Source organism: Photobacterium lutimaris (assembly GCF_003025555.1).
Lineage (GTDB): Bacteria > Pseudomonadota > Gammaproteobacteria > Enterobacterales > Vibrionaceae > Photobacterium > Photobacterium lutimaris.
This window is the reverse complement of record NZ_PYMH01000005.1, coordinates 260,993-275,298: the sequence shown is the minus strand read 5'-3', so window position 1 is coordinate 275,298 and position 14,306 is coordinate 260,993. Positions and strand designations below refer to the sequence as shown.

The 14,306-nt window shown below is 49.1% G+C and carries 11 protein-coding genes and 1 pseudogene; 3 read left to right on the top strand and 9 right to left on the bottom strand.

The features are described from left to right. Positions 1 to 54: 54 nt before the first annotated feature. From C9I99_RS13035 to C9I99_RS13000, 8 genes and pseudogenes are all read right to left on the bottom strand, one after another. Positions 55 to 1,182 (bottom strand): anhydro-N-acetylmuramic acid kinase, encoded by a 1,128-nt coding sequence (locus C9I99_RS13035; protein WP_107349316.1) that lies wholly within the window; start codon positions 1,180 to 1,182, stop codon positions 55 to 57. A 47-nt stretch (positions 1,183 to 1,229) separates the two neighbouring features. Further along, positions 1,230 to 2,222: a M23 family metallopeptidase gene (locus tag C9I99_RS13030; protein WP_107349315.1), complete on the bottom strand. Its 993-nt coding sequence runs from the start codon at positions 2,220 to 2,222 to the stop codon at positions 1,230 to 1,232. A gap of 9 nt (positions 2,223 to 2,231) precedes the next feature. After that, on the bottom strand, positions 2,232 to 2,615 hold the full coding sequence (locus C9I99_RS13025; protein WP_107349314.1) for a PilZ domain-containing protein: 384 nt from the start codon (positions 2,613 to 2,615) through the stop codon (positions 2,232 to 2,234). 266 nt (positions 2,616 to 2,881) lie between these two features. Further along, a pseudogene (fabV, locus tag C9I99_RS13020) lies at positions 2,882 to 4,092 on the bottom strand (enoyl-ACP reductase FabV). Between the two features lie 149 nt (positions 4,093 to 4,241). Next, on the bottom strand, positions 4,242 to 4,703 hold the full coding sequence (locus C9I99_RS13015; RefSeq protein ID WP_107349313.1) for a methylated-DNA--[protein]-cysteine S-methyltransferase: 462 nt from the start codon (positions 4,701 to 4,703) through the stop codon (positions 4,242 to 4,244). Beyond that, positions 4,700 to 6,112 (bottom strand): DNA-3-methyladenine glycosylase 2 family protein, encoded by a 1,413-nt coding sequence (locus C9I99_RS13010; protein ID WP_107349312.1) that lies wholly within the window; start codon positions 6,110 to 6,112, stop codon positions 4,700 to 4,702. The genes C9I99_RS13015 and C9I99_RS13010 overlap by 4 nt, the downstream gene beginning before the upstream one ends. A 107-nt stretch (positions 6,113 to 6,219) precedes the next feature. Beyond that, complete coding sequence (locus C9I99_RS13005; RefSeq protein WP_107349311.1) at positions 6,220 to 6,534, bottom strand: YbjQ family protein; 315 nt, start codon at positions 6,532 to 6,534, stop codon at positions 6,220 to 6,222. Positions 6,535 to 6,678: 144 nt separating this feature from the next. Next, complete coding sequence (locus tag C9I99_RS13000) at positions 6,679 to 7,422, bottom strand: dienelactone hydrolase family protein (protein WP_107349310.1); 744 nt, start codon at positions 7,420 to 7,422, stop codon at positions 6,679 to 6,681. 153 nt (positions 7,423 to 7,575) lie between these two features. Between C9I99_RS13000 and C9I99_RS12995 the strand changes: the two genes are divergently transcribed. Next, positions 7,576 to 8,565, top strand: coding sequence for a glycosyl transferase family protein (locus tag C9I99_RS12995; protein ID WP_275937929.1), 990 nt, complete (start codon positions 7,576 to 7,578; stop codon positions 8,563 to 8,565). An 87-nt stretch (positions 8,566 to 8,652) separates the two neighbouring features. After that, positions 8,653 to 9,021 carry a hypothetical protein gene (locus tag C9I99_RS12990; protein WP_107349308.1) on the top strand — a complete coding sequence of 123 codons (369 nt, stop codon included), beginning with the start codon at positions 8,653 to 8,655 and terminating at the stop codon, positions 9,019 to 9,021. Between the two features lie 37 nt (positions 9,022 to 9,058). Here the strand turns inward: C9I99_RS12990 and C9I99_RS12985 are convergent, their stop codons facing one another. Next, positions 9,059 to 11,068: a methyl-accepting chemotaxis protein gene (locus C9I99_RS12985; protein WP_107349307.1), complete on the bottom strand. Its 2,010-nt coding sequence runs from the start codon at positions 11,066 to 11,068 to the stop codon at positions 9,059 to 9,061. 546 nt (positions 11,069 to 11,614) lie between these two features. Here C9I99_RS12985 and C9I99_RS12980 point away from each other — a divergent pair. Further along, positions 11,615 to 14,203 carry a family 20 glycosylhydrolase gene (locus C9I99_RS12980; protein WP_107349306.1) on the top strand — a complete coding sequence of 863 codons (2,589 nt, stop codon included), beginning with the start codon at positions 11,615 to 11,617 and terminating at the stop codon, positions 14,201 to 14,203. Positions 14,204 to 14,306: the final 103 nt, after the last annotated feature.

Genomic DNA, 14,306 nt, shown 5'->3' with positions numbered 1-14,306 from the left:
GCAAGGCAATTGCAGAAAGTAGTGACAAATAGGTATCAGTAACACTGCAACCTATTATACCGGATAGATAACCCCCAAAGACGCAAGCTGTGATGCTCCTGTGACTTCCGGTAGATTACTTGGTTGACCATGGATACGCTGACGAGCCAACCAGGCAAACGCCATGGCTTCCATATAGTCAGGGTCAATGCCAGCATCACAAGTATTGGCCACAGACCAAGCAGGCAATAGCTCAGCAAGGCGAGACATCAGAAACGGGTTATTCACCCCACCACCACACACCAACAAACGTGGCTGCTCACCATGGGCAAAACAGGTTACCTGTTCGGCAATCGTTTGTGCAGTAAACTGCAACAGGGTTGCCTGCACATCCTGCTCTGGCACCACATTACCCAAGCGGGTCAGTTGCTCTTCCAGCCAGGGTAAATTGTAGTGCTCGCGTCCCGTACTTTTCGGGTATGAGCGGCCCAGGTAGGGGTCTGCCATCAACTTGGCAAGCAAAGAAGGATTAACCTTACCTGACGCAGCAAAGGCACCCTCTTTGTCATATTTCTGGCCATGATGGAGGTACACCCAAGCATCCATCAACATATTGCCCGGCCCGGTATCGTAGCCAATTACTGGCTGTTCGGGTTGCAGCACCGAGATATTGGCAATACCGCCGATATTCAATACCACCGTTGTCGAGTCTTGTTCGGAAAACAAACCTTGATGAAATGCAGGGACTAAAGGCGCCCCCTGCCCACCTAGCGCCATATCTTTACGGCGAAAATCGGCGACGGTGGTAATGCCGGTTTTCACGGCGACGATATTGGCATCTCCCAGTTGCATAGTAAATGGGCATTCACCATCCGGTTGATGGTATACCGTCTGCCCGTGGTTCCCCACCGCAGTAACGGCGGAGGCATCAACCTCAGCTTTTTCCAGCAGTTGATTTACCGCATCAGCGAACAGGTGCCCCAATTGATGATCCAACTGTCCAATCTGCCTGAGGTTTGTCGCCTGCCCGATGCAAACGTCAAGCAATGCTGATTTCAATGTATCAGGCATCGGATAAGCATCGGTTGCCAACAGTTCAGGTTTTGATGCTTGGGCTGCATGACTATCAAAGGCCACCAAAGCAGTATCGACACCATCTAGGCTGGTACCTGACATTACACCAATATATAGTTCACGGGTCATAGCGTTTCCTTTCACAGACGCGACGAATTCAAGGACAAGCCGATGAATTAACCCTCATCCCCTTCCTGACCTTTTTCATTGCTTGCCGTTTGGATAGGACGCGCAATATGAGGTGACTGGGTAAGCTGTACCTGCATCGACACCACATTATTGATCATATTAAGCAAAGAGGCCCATTGAACGGTTTTTTCTTTTTCAAACAGGCTCTCGAAATTATCCGGAGTCCACTCCACAAACGGTCGTGGATTCAAGGCTCGTCCCAAAAAACGGATCTCGTAGTGCAAATGGGGGCCTGTCGACAAGCCGGTATTGCCCGTCCAGCCAATCAATTCACCTTTGCGGATAAACTCACCACGCTTCACATTGAATTTCTTCAGATGAGAGTACGTTGAGGTGAAGCCCATGGTGTGATCCAGCTTGAGGAAGTTTCCCGATCCCTTGTTGCTTGGACGGATCACCTCTATAACGCCGTCTGCTGGTGCGTATATCTCAGTACCGGTATTGGCGGCAAAATCCAAGCCCAAATGGCGCTTGCGCTTACCGGTAACCGGGTGGACCCGGGTACCGAATTGCGATGACATCCTGATCCCCGGGGTCGGGTTGCCATTGGGGATCATGCGGAACAAGGTCCCCCTTACCGCCGAGCTGATCGCGGCGCTGTCTACCCGCTCCTCAAGGCTGACAACGTCACCCTCTTCGGCGGTTTGTAGCCCAAGGATGGTTTCTACATCATCAATCCGTAGAGAAAGCGCATCGAGTTCTGCTTTCTTTTCATTGAGCTCTTCAATCAATTCACGGTTACTGGCACTTTCCTCAGACAAGGAAGCACTGAGCTGCTGGGCCTGAACATTAAGAAGATTAAGCTGCTGGTTGGAATGAAGCTTCTCTTGATAAAGGGTATATACATTGTACCCACCAGCTGCAGCGGCAGACAAAATAGCCGTGGTCGCAAGGGCGATATAACGTTTTTTGAAGCGGTTAATAAGATAATGTGAGGTGCCACGATGATCGGACACCGAAATACAAATATTTTCTGACATGATGACTATTCACGACTCGTCGAGATGTTGCTGCAAATCAGTTAGCTGTTCCAGCTCACGATGTAATAGTTCATCAGTGCCAACATTTAATTCGACCAAACGCCGGAGGTGCCCGGCACTTTCTAAATCAATATGGAAGATATGCATACGTAAATAAGCAGCATCATGGTGAACCAACTGGGTTTCCATCCGCAGCTCGATATCACAGTCGTGCAGGCAAAACGATAAAAAATATTTATCGTCAGCATCTTGTGCAGACCAGCTCTCCGGCTTGGCCAGCAAGATCCCCTGCAGGGACAGGTCTCGTACTTCCGCTTGCCATTCACCATTGGCATTCATCAGCGTAGCCGGAGCCTGATATAAAATACGACTAAAGTGACGACGTTCAACCATAATCACTGCATTCTTTGTTGTTTTATTAAATTAATTGTAATGATTATTCGCTGATTAAACCAGATTTATCCGGATACCGAATTCAACTATATTAAGATTTTATGATCTCAATACCGATAAAACACTGTTCAAAGGGTAAATTCACCGGCAGGAAGTGTTCGATTAATGGAAAATTAAAAATCGCCATTATCCTAGCCAATATTCAGGCGACAAAATAATGACGATTGTATCAATAGTTCTGCATATCGTCGTGATGGTCCCAAGCGCTACGGCTGTAATGCTTTGAGGCAATCCAGGGTTATGTCTTGCTGATAATCAACCCCAGCGAAGCCAAAACCATTGAGCTCCATGAAGTCCTGTTTATAGCCCGTATAATCACCCAACTCAGTGAAATTTTCAGCCGTCATCTCGGCCATTAGCTCGCTGACCTGTTGCTGCACATCAGGCGCTAATTCCCAATCATCCATCCGGATCAGGCGATGCTCATCGGTTGATACACCTTGCTGGGTGTTTTTATCGGTATAAAATCGCGCATTGAACAATCGCTGCATTTGTTCAATGCAGCCTTCATGGGTGCCCTTCTCTTTCATCACCTTGAACAAGGCAAGAATGTAGGGCGTAAAAGCCGGGATGAACACACTGGCTTTGGTCACCAAGGCTTTACACACCGCGACATGGGCTTGCCCACCGATCGCGGCAAGCTGCATATTGATCTCTTCGGCAGTGTTATGCATGTGCTCTTTCGCCCGGCCTAAGGTGCCGTGGTGATAGATAGGATAAGTCACTGCTGGGCCTATATAGGAATAAGCCACGGTACGGCAACCTTGCGCCATAACGCCAGCGTCAGATAAGCACTGTATCCAACTGGCCCAGTCTTCACCGCCCATGACTTTGACCGTCTCAGCAACCTCGTCATCGGTCGCGGTTTCAACGGTCATTTCCGCCAGGCTATCGGTTTCCAGGTTCAACGTTGGCCCCACCACTGGCTTACCCGTGGTTTTGATCACCGAGCGCCACATATCACCGGTTTCAGGGTTCGGTCGTACGCCAGTTGCCAGGCTATACACCACAAGATCAACCTGGCCGCCAAGATCGTTTCTGATCGCCTCGATCACTTGCTGGCGAACCGGTTGTGAAAATGCATCACCAACAATATTTGTGCAATCCGGCCGGCTTTCTCGGCTTCCTGCCTGAAAAAAATATTGTTATACCAACCCGCACTACCAACCCCTTTGTCACTAGGGCCGCGCTCAAACGACACGCCAACGGTGTCGGCTTCGGCACCACCAAAGGTATGAGCAATACGTGAAGCCAAACCAAACCCTGAAGAGGCTCCCAATACCAACACCCGCTTCGCACCTTGTTCAATCGGCCTGGCCTGTTTCACATAATCAATTTGCTTTCGTACCGCTTGCTGGCAGCCATAAGGGTGGGCTGAGCGGGCCACCACGCCTTTGATCACTGGCTCAATAATCATTGTTTACTCCAAAACGAATCACTAAAAACCACAACTTATGCCACCCTATCGAAATTTTATGGATAGCAATAGCAAGGAAATCAATAAATGCCGAGAGCCCACTATTTAATTGATGCACAGTAATTTAACGCCGAGGTACTTGGAGCCCACTATTCACTGAAATGCTGCTTTTCATGTTCAAGTAGCCAAACCTTGATATCCAGCCCACCGGCATATCCCGTCAATTTACCTGAGCTCCCGATCACCCGGTGACAAGGCACAATAATGGGAACCGGATTTTTGCCGTTAGCCGCCCCGACAGCTCGAACCGCTTTGGGGTTACCAATATCATTGGCAATATCACCATAAGAGCATGTATCTCCGTACCCGATGCCGTTCAGCGCCTGCCACACTGTTTTTTGAAATGCCGTGCCTGTCATAGCCAGTTCAACGTCAAACTGCTCTCGCTGACCATTGAAGTATTCTGTCAGTTGCTGGCAGCACTGCTCTGTTGTCTCAGAAGGCTGCTGTTGTAGTTCAGGATCAGCGGCAAACTCAATCGCGGTAATCGCTTTCGCACTCGCCAATACATTCAGCCAGCCGATAGGGGTATTGATCAGTTGGTTGCTCATAATGTTTTCCATAAATATAAGGTTAAATAACTTTGCCAAGGCGCAGCCAACTCTGGCTGGAAAGGCTGCATACCGGGTTTGTCTTGCCGCTGTTCTTGCAGTTGCTGCAGCGCTTTTTTCACCCCCAGATCACCGACAAGGAAAATATTGGGATCACTTAAGCCACGCATCTTCAGGTAATCCACTGTCCATGGCCCTATTCCAGGCAGAGCCAATAACTCATCCGGCTCCTCAATACCCTGCTCAGCGACATAACGGCCAAAGACCCGCAAGGTCTCCCGACGACGCTCAGGCATACCCAGTTGGTTCAAGTCATAGTCACCAAAAGCATCAGGCTCTGGGAAGAACAATCGCTCAGGAAGATTGTCCGGATTCATTAAAATCAGCTTCTCAGTCAGATTACGTGCTGCTTTTACTGATACCTGCTGGCCCAAGATAGCTCGAATGCCTGCCTCAAACGGACTCCAAGTCCCCGGCAGACGCAGGCCCGTTTGGCTCAAGACTTGCCCCATTGCCGCTTCAATCGCGCTATCAATCAAGCCTGAATCCGCATCCAAATCCAGACAGCGGCGAATATTGGCAATCGCTCGAGGTAGGCACTGTAAATCAGACAGACATAACTCAACCCGAAATCGCGCTTTGTCTGCTTCATGAAAAGCGGTAAACCAGCCCTGCCCGTATTCTTTGCCGAACGTCCTGCCATAGCTGTTTTCGTCCAGCCACTCCAAGCCTGCAATCAAACGAGAGGCAAAAAACGCTTGCACCGACTCCCAATCATAAGGCGGGCGATACGACAGGGTAACCGTCACTGTCTGAGTTTTGTTTTCAGTATGACGACCCAGCTCTACGTCATTAAGCTGCTTACGCACTTGCGACGGCGTCAGTGAAAAATGTTTGTGGAAGCAATCATTGAAGCGGCGGATGCTGTTAAAGCCGCTCGCCAACGCAATGTCAGTAACGGGCAATTGGCTTTCATGCAGCAACTTTTTAGCCAGCAGGCATTGTTGATAGAGGCTATAGGTCTTAGGAGATAAGCCCATCTCATCATTAAACAGTTTTCGCAGGTAGCGATCGGTTACGCCTAGGCGTTCGGCCAGTTGCACCAAGTCACTGTCGATCAATGCCCCTTCATCAATCAAACGCTGCGCCCTGACAAAGGTTGTACTCTTGCCCTGCCATGCCGGAGAGCCTGGTGCACTGTCCGGACGGCAACGCAAGCAAGGTCGGTAACCTGCCAGAGCGGCAGCCACCGCCGAAGGGAAATACTCAACGTTTTTTTCCAATGGGGAGGGCGCGGGGCATATCGAACGGCAATATATACCGGTGGTTTTCACGGCGGTAAAGAACAGTCCGTCATAGCGTCGGTCACGCGCCAAGCGGGCTTGCTGGCATTGGGCGGGGGTCATCATGGTAGCGTATCCTTCGGCTCGAGATCGTTTGCAGGGTGATTAATGCTTCTTTTAGTCTACCCCGCAGCAAGGACAATACTAGCCATTTCCGGAACCAAATAGATAACCTATCTCAGTTTCACCGCCGTCCCATAAACTAAGATCTCAGAAGCCCCCTGCATGATCGCACTGGTGGTATAACGGACATTGACTATCGCATCGGCACCTAACGCTTCAGCTTCAGCAATCGCTCGTTGGGTCGCCTCTTGCCGAGCTTCTGTCAGCATTTCGGTATAGCCACGGATTTCACCACCGAAGATGGTTTTGAACCCGGCCATGATATCGCGGCCAACATGCTTAGATTGCACCACATTGCCTGTGACGGTGCCTAGCACTTCCTTGATGTCGCGGCCATAGACTTCTGGTGTCGTAACATAGAGCATATTCATCATCCTTATCTATTCATACACAGCAATCATTTTTGACTGTGGCTCATTACAAAGGTTCAGATAGCAAAAAGCCAGCAGAGATACTGCTGACTTCCAATCTATCCATGCAACCTCTTATTTGTCGAGGGACATCTCTGATTACCACTCCACGTCATCAAGATAAGTCAACAAGCGCCGCCACGACTTATAATCGGCATCCTGACGGTAGTTGTCTGACCCATACACAGTGAACGCATGCGGCGCACCACTGTATACAATCATTTCATTGCTCACGCCGGCTTTTTCAAGCTCGCCCGATAACACGGCAAAATCTGACATCGGGATAGCCGTATCCGCGGCACCATGAAGGATCAGGATACTCCCTTTTGCTTTTGTATAATCTTGTCCTTCAGGGGTTTTCAGCCCGCCATGGAAAGTGGCAAAACCTCTCATGTCTGAACCGGATCGGGCCAATTCCAAGACGGCAGCACCACCGAAACAATACCCCACCGCAACGGATTTATCGGTATTGGCCCCCAGCGAGTCCGCCATTTGCAGCGCACCATTCATCAAATCACGCATTTTCTGCCGATCTTTGTAGAGCTCTCCGGTATGCTGGCGCTTATCTATCACTTCGGTCGGCCGTACACCCGCTCCAAACAGATCAGCAGCAAACACCGTATAACCCTGTTCTGCCAGCATCTCAGCCCGCTTCACTTCATAGTCAGTCAAGCCATCCCAGTCGTGGATAAGCAACACTAAAGGCGCATCCTCCGAAGGTGAAATATAGTATCCCTCATAGGCCTTATCATTGACCTTGTACTCGACCGCCCGACCTTCGGCTGCATTCGCCCCTAAAGACACCACTGTCAGCAATGCACCCAGCATCAAATGTGTTCCCATAGCCTGCTCCGATTGTCCTTATTAACGGTAAACCACTGCGTTTCCAGAAATAAGTGTAGGCAAGCACCGCCAAAAGTGTAGACATGACCAGGCGACAATCCTGTTTCATTGTGTGAATAAATCCATTAGGTTAGTACTCAGAGACTTGGGTACATTGACACGGAAGACACCATGACAGCCTTTTCAGAATTTATTAAACACGTTGGCCGCGGAGAAAAGGGGCGACGCTCGCTCACCCAAGGCGAAGCGCGTGAAGCGCTGGATATGTATCTCGACGGCAACGCCGAGTTATTGCAACTTGCCACTCTACTGATGCTGCAACGAGTCCGTTGCGAAACCAGTGAAGAGGCCGCCGGGTATATCCAATCATTACGCGGCCGTATTTCACCAAAATGGCAGGAGCTAGATGTCGACGTTGACTGGCCTTGCTTTGCCGGTAAACGCCGCCAACCACCTTGGCTCCTGCTGGCTGCTAAGTTGCTCGCACAAAATGGTATCCGTGTGATGCTGAGCGGTCATATGGCTATCGATGTGATCAAATACCAAGTTGAAAGTGCTTGCCCTGCATTAGGTATCTTACAGGCCAAGACGCCGGATGAAGCGAGACGGATCCTCGCCGAGGAGAATATTTGCTATATCCCCCTCTCAAGCTACTGCGAGCCACTGATTGACTTGCTGGCACTGCGCAATTTAGTGGGACTGAGAACACCGCTTAACACCGTAGCCCGGGCACTCAACCCGACAGCTGCACCTTATGCGGTTCATGGCATTTTCCACCAAGGCTATGAACAGCTCCACGCCGAAGCCGCCCAATTGGTGGGAGACAAAAATATGGTCGCCTTCAAGGGAGAAGGCGGCGAGAGTGAACGCAACCCACGTACCGCATGCCGTTTATCGGGTGTCACTCAAGGTCAGCTTTTTACCGAAGAATGGCCAACTTACCTGGAGGGCGCCTCTGGTAAACACGGCGAGATCAGTGGTGATTTCTTACAGAAAGTCTGGCTCGGCGAGGCAGAAAACCATTACGGTGTATACGCGGTAATTTCTACGTTAGCGATTGTGCTGAAGATGATGGGGATTTGCAGCGGTCAAGAACAAGCACTCACGATGGCCCGAGAGTGGTGGGAAAAGCGTTCAAGATAATTCGCTGAATAACTGAAAACCACATTTGGTAGTCGAAAATGGGTAAATTATCTGCATTCCCGACCTCTTTGCCACGAGATTGAATGTATGAAAAGCCAAAGACTACCAAGTGTCCTCCTAGCCCTAACGTTAAGTTCGATATCAGCCACAAACGCCTCAGCACATTCTCTGGCTGCCGTCACCTCGGCCGGACAACTTCATGGTGTGCTGGACTCATGCCAATTCTTTGAAGCGTTGCCGGAGATGACGATTCAGCGTGTCAGCGATTACCTGATCCAAACGACACTCAAGGCAGACAGTACTGATCATCACATCGCATGGGTTGAAGCACGCGTTGAAGGGCGGCAATACGCTGATAAGCTGCATATTGCCAATGACAACCTGCATCATGCCAAATGCAACGGCATTGTAGAGTCATTCTGGAGTGGAACCTTACCTACAATAAACAGGGGCTAAACCGCCCCTGTTTATCATCCAATTCAACGGCCACCACCTACTTGTTCGGAGTACGGATATGGAATGTATCGACTTCTGATGACAGCTCCATCATACGCAGTTTGATCGTATTCATCTCATCATGAATATCGGTGATCGCCGCCATCGTATTACCCGTCAGTTCGAGCAGACCATCAACATCCGCATCCACGCTCTTCGCTGTTTGAGATTGCTGGCTCGCCGCCGTGGCAATACTAATATTGAACTCGGCAATTTCATTGACGTTGCCAATCAGTCCTTCGACCAATAATTTGGCTTCTGACACTACACCTTGGGTTTCCACGGTGGCTTCACGGCTCTGTTGCATGTTGGTATAGGATACTTTGGCATTCTGGGTAATACCGTCGAGTAAATGGCGAATATCTTCGGTCGCGGTTTTGCTACGCAGTGCCAAGGCCCTAACTTCATCGGCGACAACAGCAAAGCCTCGCCCTTGCTCACCCGCCCTTGCCGCTTCAATCGCTGCGTTCAACGCCAATAAGTTGGTTTGTTCAGAAATGGCATTGATCGTATCGAGAATAACACTCACCCCTTCCATCTGCTGCTCAAGCGTCTCTATGCACTGATACGTTTCATTGACACTGCCCAGTAGCCGCGAGGTCGTCTGTTGAGATTGTTCACTCTGGACATAGCTAGACTCCGCACTTTCACGAGCCAATTCGGTACTGTGTTGCGCCTCATGGGTAATACCGGCAACCTGTTCACTGGTTTGCGCCATTTCTGTCATTGCGGTGGCAATACTGTCACAACGGGTATGTGTTTGCTGACTGTCCGTACTTGCCAGTGCAATTAACTTCACCATCTCTGCCATCTCTTGCTGGGTTTGGCGCGCGACACAATGTGCCTTGTGAAGCGTATCGCTTACACTATCCGATAATCTATCCAGTTTCTTACCGACCTCCCCAATTTCATCAACACGGCGATCAGCAAGGCGAATGGTCAGATCTTTCGTTGCCGCCATCTTTGATAGCTTGTCTGAAAAGACAGTGACACGCAGAGCTAACCGCTTGAGAGAAACAATGGTGAACAAGATCAAAGGAAGAATAACGAGTGCAACGAGACAGGCAAAGAACCACAATTGATTCGTCACCTGCTTCCTCTCCGTTTGCGCTTTTGCTGTTAATTCAGTCGCCATCTGATCACGCAGGCCTTTTACAGCAGCAATTCTTTCTGTGGCTAATTCAAACCAACTCGGTGCATTGGGCCCTTCCACTGCCGCTAATGATGTTTGCTGGGCAAGAAACTGCTGTTGAATAGTCATCACTCTCTGCCACGTCGATGAACGAATGATGGCTTCAAGTTGCTGTGAGTTTTGCCCACTCAGCAGTAAGCGGGCCTGACGGGTGGCGTAGGCTTCATCATTGATATACGTCTGAATTTGCGCATAACGGCCGAGGTCAGCTTGCTGGCTGGCGAATACACCATTGAGTGCCCCGCGCGCCATCCCTGCCTGCTCTTTGGTGATCAACAACTGCAGCAAGCCCTGTAATTCCTGCTTGAGTTCAGCATTGGTTATTTGAGCCAGTAATATGGCGAGGTTATCCAGTGCCAAGCGGTTTATATTTGAGTAATAGCCAAATGGGGAGTCGACCAGCTGCAATGTATCTACTTGCTGCCGGATTGCACGGCGCCTATCCAATTGCGAGCGAACCGCCTCCAGCAGCGGCTCAACGGCTTGGCTATCCAAGTACTCGGGGGTGAATGCCAGCAATGACTGATAAGCATTGTCCGCAAGAGTCCTTTGTTTTCTTAAAGCTTGAACCTGAGGGCCCACCCCTTTACTACCGATCACACCCGCTGTTAATCCACGCTCAACCGCAAACTGATGGGCCACCTCATCATAAAGGTTAAATAATACAACGGTTTCCTGAGCGATATCGGCTTGAGAGCGTTTATCCATTAATTGATGGGTTTGCCAACCAATTACAGACAACAGCAGCAATGTGGGAATAATGAAGGTAACGAGTAAGGTTTGGCGTATGGTCAAAGAGTTGAGCGTGCTGGTCATAGTTAACCTCTTGATATGTGCAATTCCTTTTACGCATTCAAGATAGCAAATTGTAATAATAATATCTGATGGTTTAATCACCAATTGAAAAAATAATGAGTAACATCCCAAAAATGGTGAAACTTACATTACTCCCATTTTTTTCTCATAGCTGCACCAAATGCTGACATAATATAAAACCCAATCAATTAATTACCATACAGCGGCTTCTGCTTTGCGAACAATCAATAAAAAAACAAATTAAAACATAACATTGCAATTCAAATAATCATTTCCTTCCACCATTACGGATAGAATCCCCCCTCAAGGTATACTGATAATCCTAACAGCAATAACCGTTACAACTAAATAGCCTTAAAATATATTGTTGTGCTATGCCTCGGAAAATAATAGTCAAAATTGTCACAAGTCATAAGTAAATTATCGAGGTGATTAATATATATGAATATAAAAATACACAATGACAGATAATAACTATTGCTTATTCTGCTTTTTATTTACCCTTTCGTGGCTCAAAATAAATCTTAACGGGAATAAGGAATAAAGATGATAAGGAAAACACTATTATCAGTCGCTCTTGCTGCTGCGTGCAGTGTCCCTGCTTACGCCATTAGCGTTGATGACATCAGTCAACTAGGCAACGGTCTACAGGTCACTTACGGTGTTCTTGACAACACCCAAGATGACTGGCGTACGTTCCGCGGGGAGATATCTTTTACCAACACCAGTGCAAAAGAGCTGCCAGCTTCGGGTTGGGCTATCTATTTCAGCCATATCCGAATGATGAAAACACTTGCTACACCCGCTCTAAAAGTCACCCATATCAATGGGGATATCTTCAAGCTGGAACCTACGGCACATTTCACTCCTTTAAAGCCCGGTGATACCTTCCATTTTGAGTTTGATGCTGGAGACTGGCAGGTTGCTAAAACCGATGTCATGCCTAACTGGTACCTTGTATCAGAAGACGCTGGTCAAGAAGTCACAGCACTGATCGCCAGCACCAGTAATAAAATCAACGGTAAAGTTCCAGTCAAACCTAGTGAGGAACTACCGTTTGTCGCGGACTTTGATTCACCTGAGAAGTGGAAGCGCTACGGCAGTAATTTAATCACCGATTATTATGATCCGTTTACCGCACAGAACCGCTTCGCGCGTAATGCCGATCTCAGTGTAGTAGAAAACATTCGCGGTGTTATCCCTACCCCAGCTTCAATAACCATCGGCACGGATCAGGTTAGCCTCGATAGCTCCTGGGTCGTAGTTTTCGACAATGGCTATGAAGAGCAAGCCCAATACCTTGCCAATCAGCTCGGCTTATCAACCGCAGCATGGTCACCGCAAACTCAAAAGATCATCCATATTGGCTGGGGTCAGATTGCCATTGATGGCAATAACAAGTGGGCCGAAGCCTACCAACTAGACGTTGATAGTGCAGCAGAAATAATCAGCATCAAAGCTGTTGATGAGGCTGGCGCATTCTATGCTGCCCAAACCTTGCTCCAGCTCAAAGATGGCCAAGCTATCCCTGCCGCCAGCGTTGTCGATGCACCGCGATTTGCCTACCGTGGGCTTTCGGTCGACTCCAGCCGAAACTTCCGTAGCAAAGACTCGATATTGCAGCTTCTTGAGCAAATGGCAACTTTCAAGCTCAACAAGCTTCACCTCCGACTTGCTGATGATGAAGGCTGGCGTATTGAGATCGCTGAGTTACCAGAATTAACCGAGGTCGGTGCCAATCGCTGCCACGATCTGACAGGCACACAGTGTATATTACCTTTCTTGGGGGCTGGCCCTGACGGAACGACAGAATCCAATGGCTATTACACGGCACAAGACTATAAGGAAATCCTTCGCTATGCCAATGATCTAAATATCGAGGTAATCCCTGAGCTTGATATGCCTGGCCATGCCCATGCCGCTATCAAAGCAATGGAAGCCCGTTATACAAACCTAATGGCGCATGGTGACATTGCTGGTGCCGAGCAGTATCTGCTCACTGACCTTGAAGATAAGTCTGATTACCTCTCAGTTCAGATGTTCAAAGACAACGCAATGAATGTCTGTATGGACTCGACCTACCGTTTTGTCGATACCGTCGTGGCCAATCTAGTCTCGTTACACCAAGATATTCAACCTCTTAAAAAATTCCACTTCGGTGGGGATGAAATCGCCGGTGCGTGGAAAGACTCCCCGATCTGTCAAGATTTCATTGCCAACAATAGCGACGGAATTAACAGCGTTGCCGATCTTAGCCGTTACTTTGTCGAGCGTATTTCGACAATCACTGCCAACTACGACCTCAACCTCGGTGGATGGGAAGATGGTCTGATGAACGAAGGGAAAGTTTACCCCCGAGCCCAACTGGCGAATACCAAGGTATCCGGCAATGCATGGCAGAATATTTGGGAGTGGGGTGTCGCTGACCGTGCCTATAACCTCGCAAACAACGGCTTTGATGTGGTGTATAACCAAGCGAGCCACATGTACTTTGACCACCCTTACGAGCCGGATCCAAACGAGCGTGGCTACTACTGGGCGCCTCGATTTACCGATACCCGTAAAACCTTCGGCTTTATGCCGGACGATCTGTATGCCAATGCTGATTTCACGCGTGCTGGTGCGCCGATAACCAAAGAGCAAGTGATTGACGCTGCAAGCGTGAAATCACTTACACGTCCAGAAAAAGTGATTGGTTTACAGGGCTCACTGTGGGCTGAAACAGTACGTACCGAGGAACAATTCGAAGGCATGGTATTCCCTCGACTACTTGGTGTCGCTGAGCGTGCCTGGCACCGTGCTCCTTGGGAAGCTGATGACCTAGCGAAAGTGGTTGTTGACGAAGAGGCAAGAAAGGCTGACTACAACCATTTTGCCAACTTGGTTGCACAAAAAGTATTCCCGAAAATGGAAGCTGCAGGCATTGCTTTCAATCTTCCTGTTCCGGGAGCCACTATCAAGTCCGGTTTGCTGCAAGTAAACTCTCCCTTCCCGGGTCTGGCCGTTGAATATTCGACAGATAATGGGAACAGCTGGACCGTGGTGGATCTTCAGGCACCGCCTACCGTCACCTCAGGAGTTAAAGTTCGCTCAGTCTCTGGCGAACGGACCAGTCGAGTCACAACTGTGCGGTAAATTATCAGCCCCAGAGTAAACTTAGGGGCTGGTCCCCCAGCAAAACGACCAACCGGTTACCCTCTACGGTTTTATACGCCCAAGTTACCCACTGTTTTTGTGG

Coding starts and splice junctions, on each gene's coding strand:
- C9I99_RS12980 (WP_107349306.1), top strand. CDS start 11,615: ATGATAAGGAAAACACTATTATCAGTCGCTCTTGCTGCTGCGTGCAGT.
- C9I99_RS13030 (WP_107349315.1), bottom strand. CDS start 2,222: ATGTCAGAAAATATTTGTATTTCGGTGTCCGATCATCGTGGCACCTCA.
- C9I99_RS13035 (WP_107349316.1), bottom strand. CDS start 1,182: ATGACCCGTGAACTATATATTGGTGTAATGTCAGGTACCAGCCTAGAT.
- C9I99_RS13000 (WP_107349310.1), bottom strand. CDS start 7,422: ATGGGAACACATTTGATGCTGGGTGCATTGCTGACAGTGGTGTCTTTA.
- C9I99_RS12990 (WP_107349308.1), top strand. CDS start 8,653: ATGAAAAGCCAAAGACTACCAAGTGTCCTCCTAGCCCTAACGTTAAGT.
- C9I99_RS13015 (WP_107349313.1), bottom strand. CDS start 4,703: ATGAGCAACCAACTGATCAATACCCCTATCGGCTGGCTGAATGTATTG.
- C9I99_RS12985 (WP_107349307.1), bottom strand. CDS start 11,068: ATGACCAGCACGCTCAACTCTTTGACCATACGCCAAACCTTACTCGTT.
- C9I99_RS13010 (WP_107349312.1), bottom strand. CDS start 6,112: ATGATGACCCCCGCCCAATGCCAGCAAGCCCGCTTGGCGCGTGACCGA.
- C9I99_RS13005 (WP_107349311.1), bottom strand. CDS start 6,534: ATGCTCTATGTTACGACACCAGAAGTCTATGGCCGCGACATCAAGGAA.
- C9I99_RS13025 (WP_107349314.1), bottom strand. CDS start 2,615: ATGGTTGAACGTCGTCACTTTAGTCGTATTTTATATCAGGCTCCGGCT.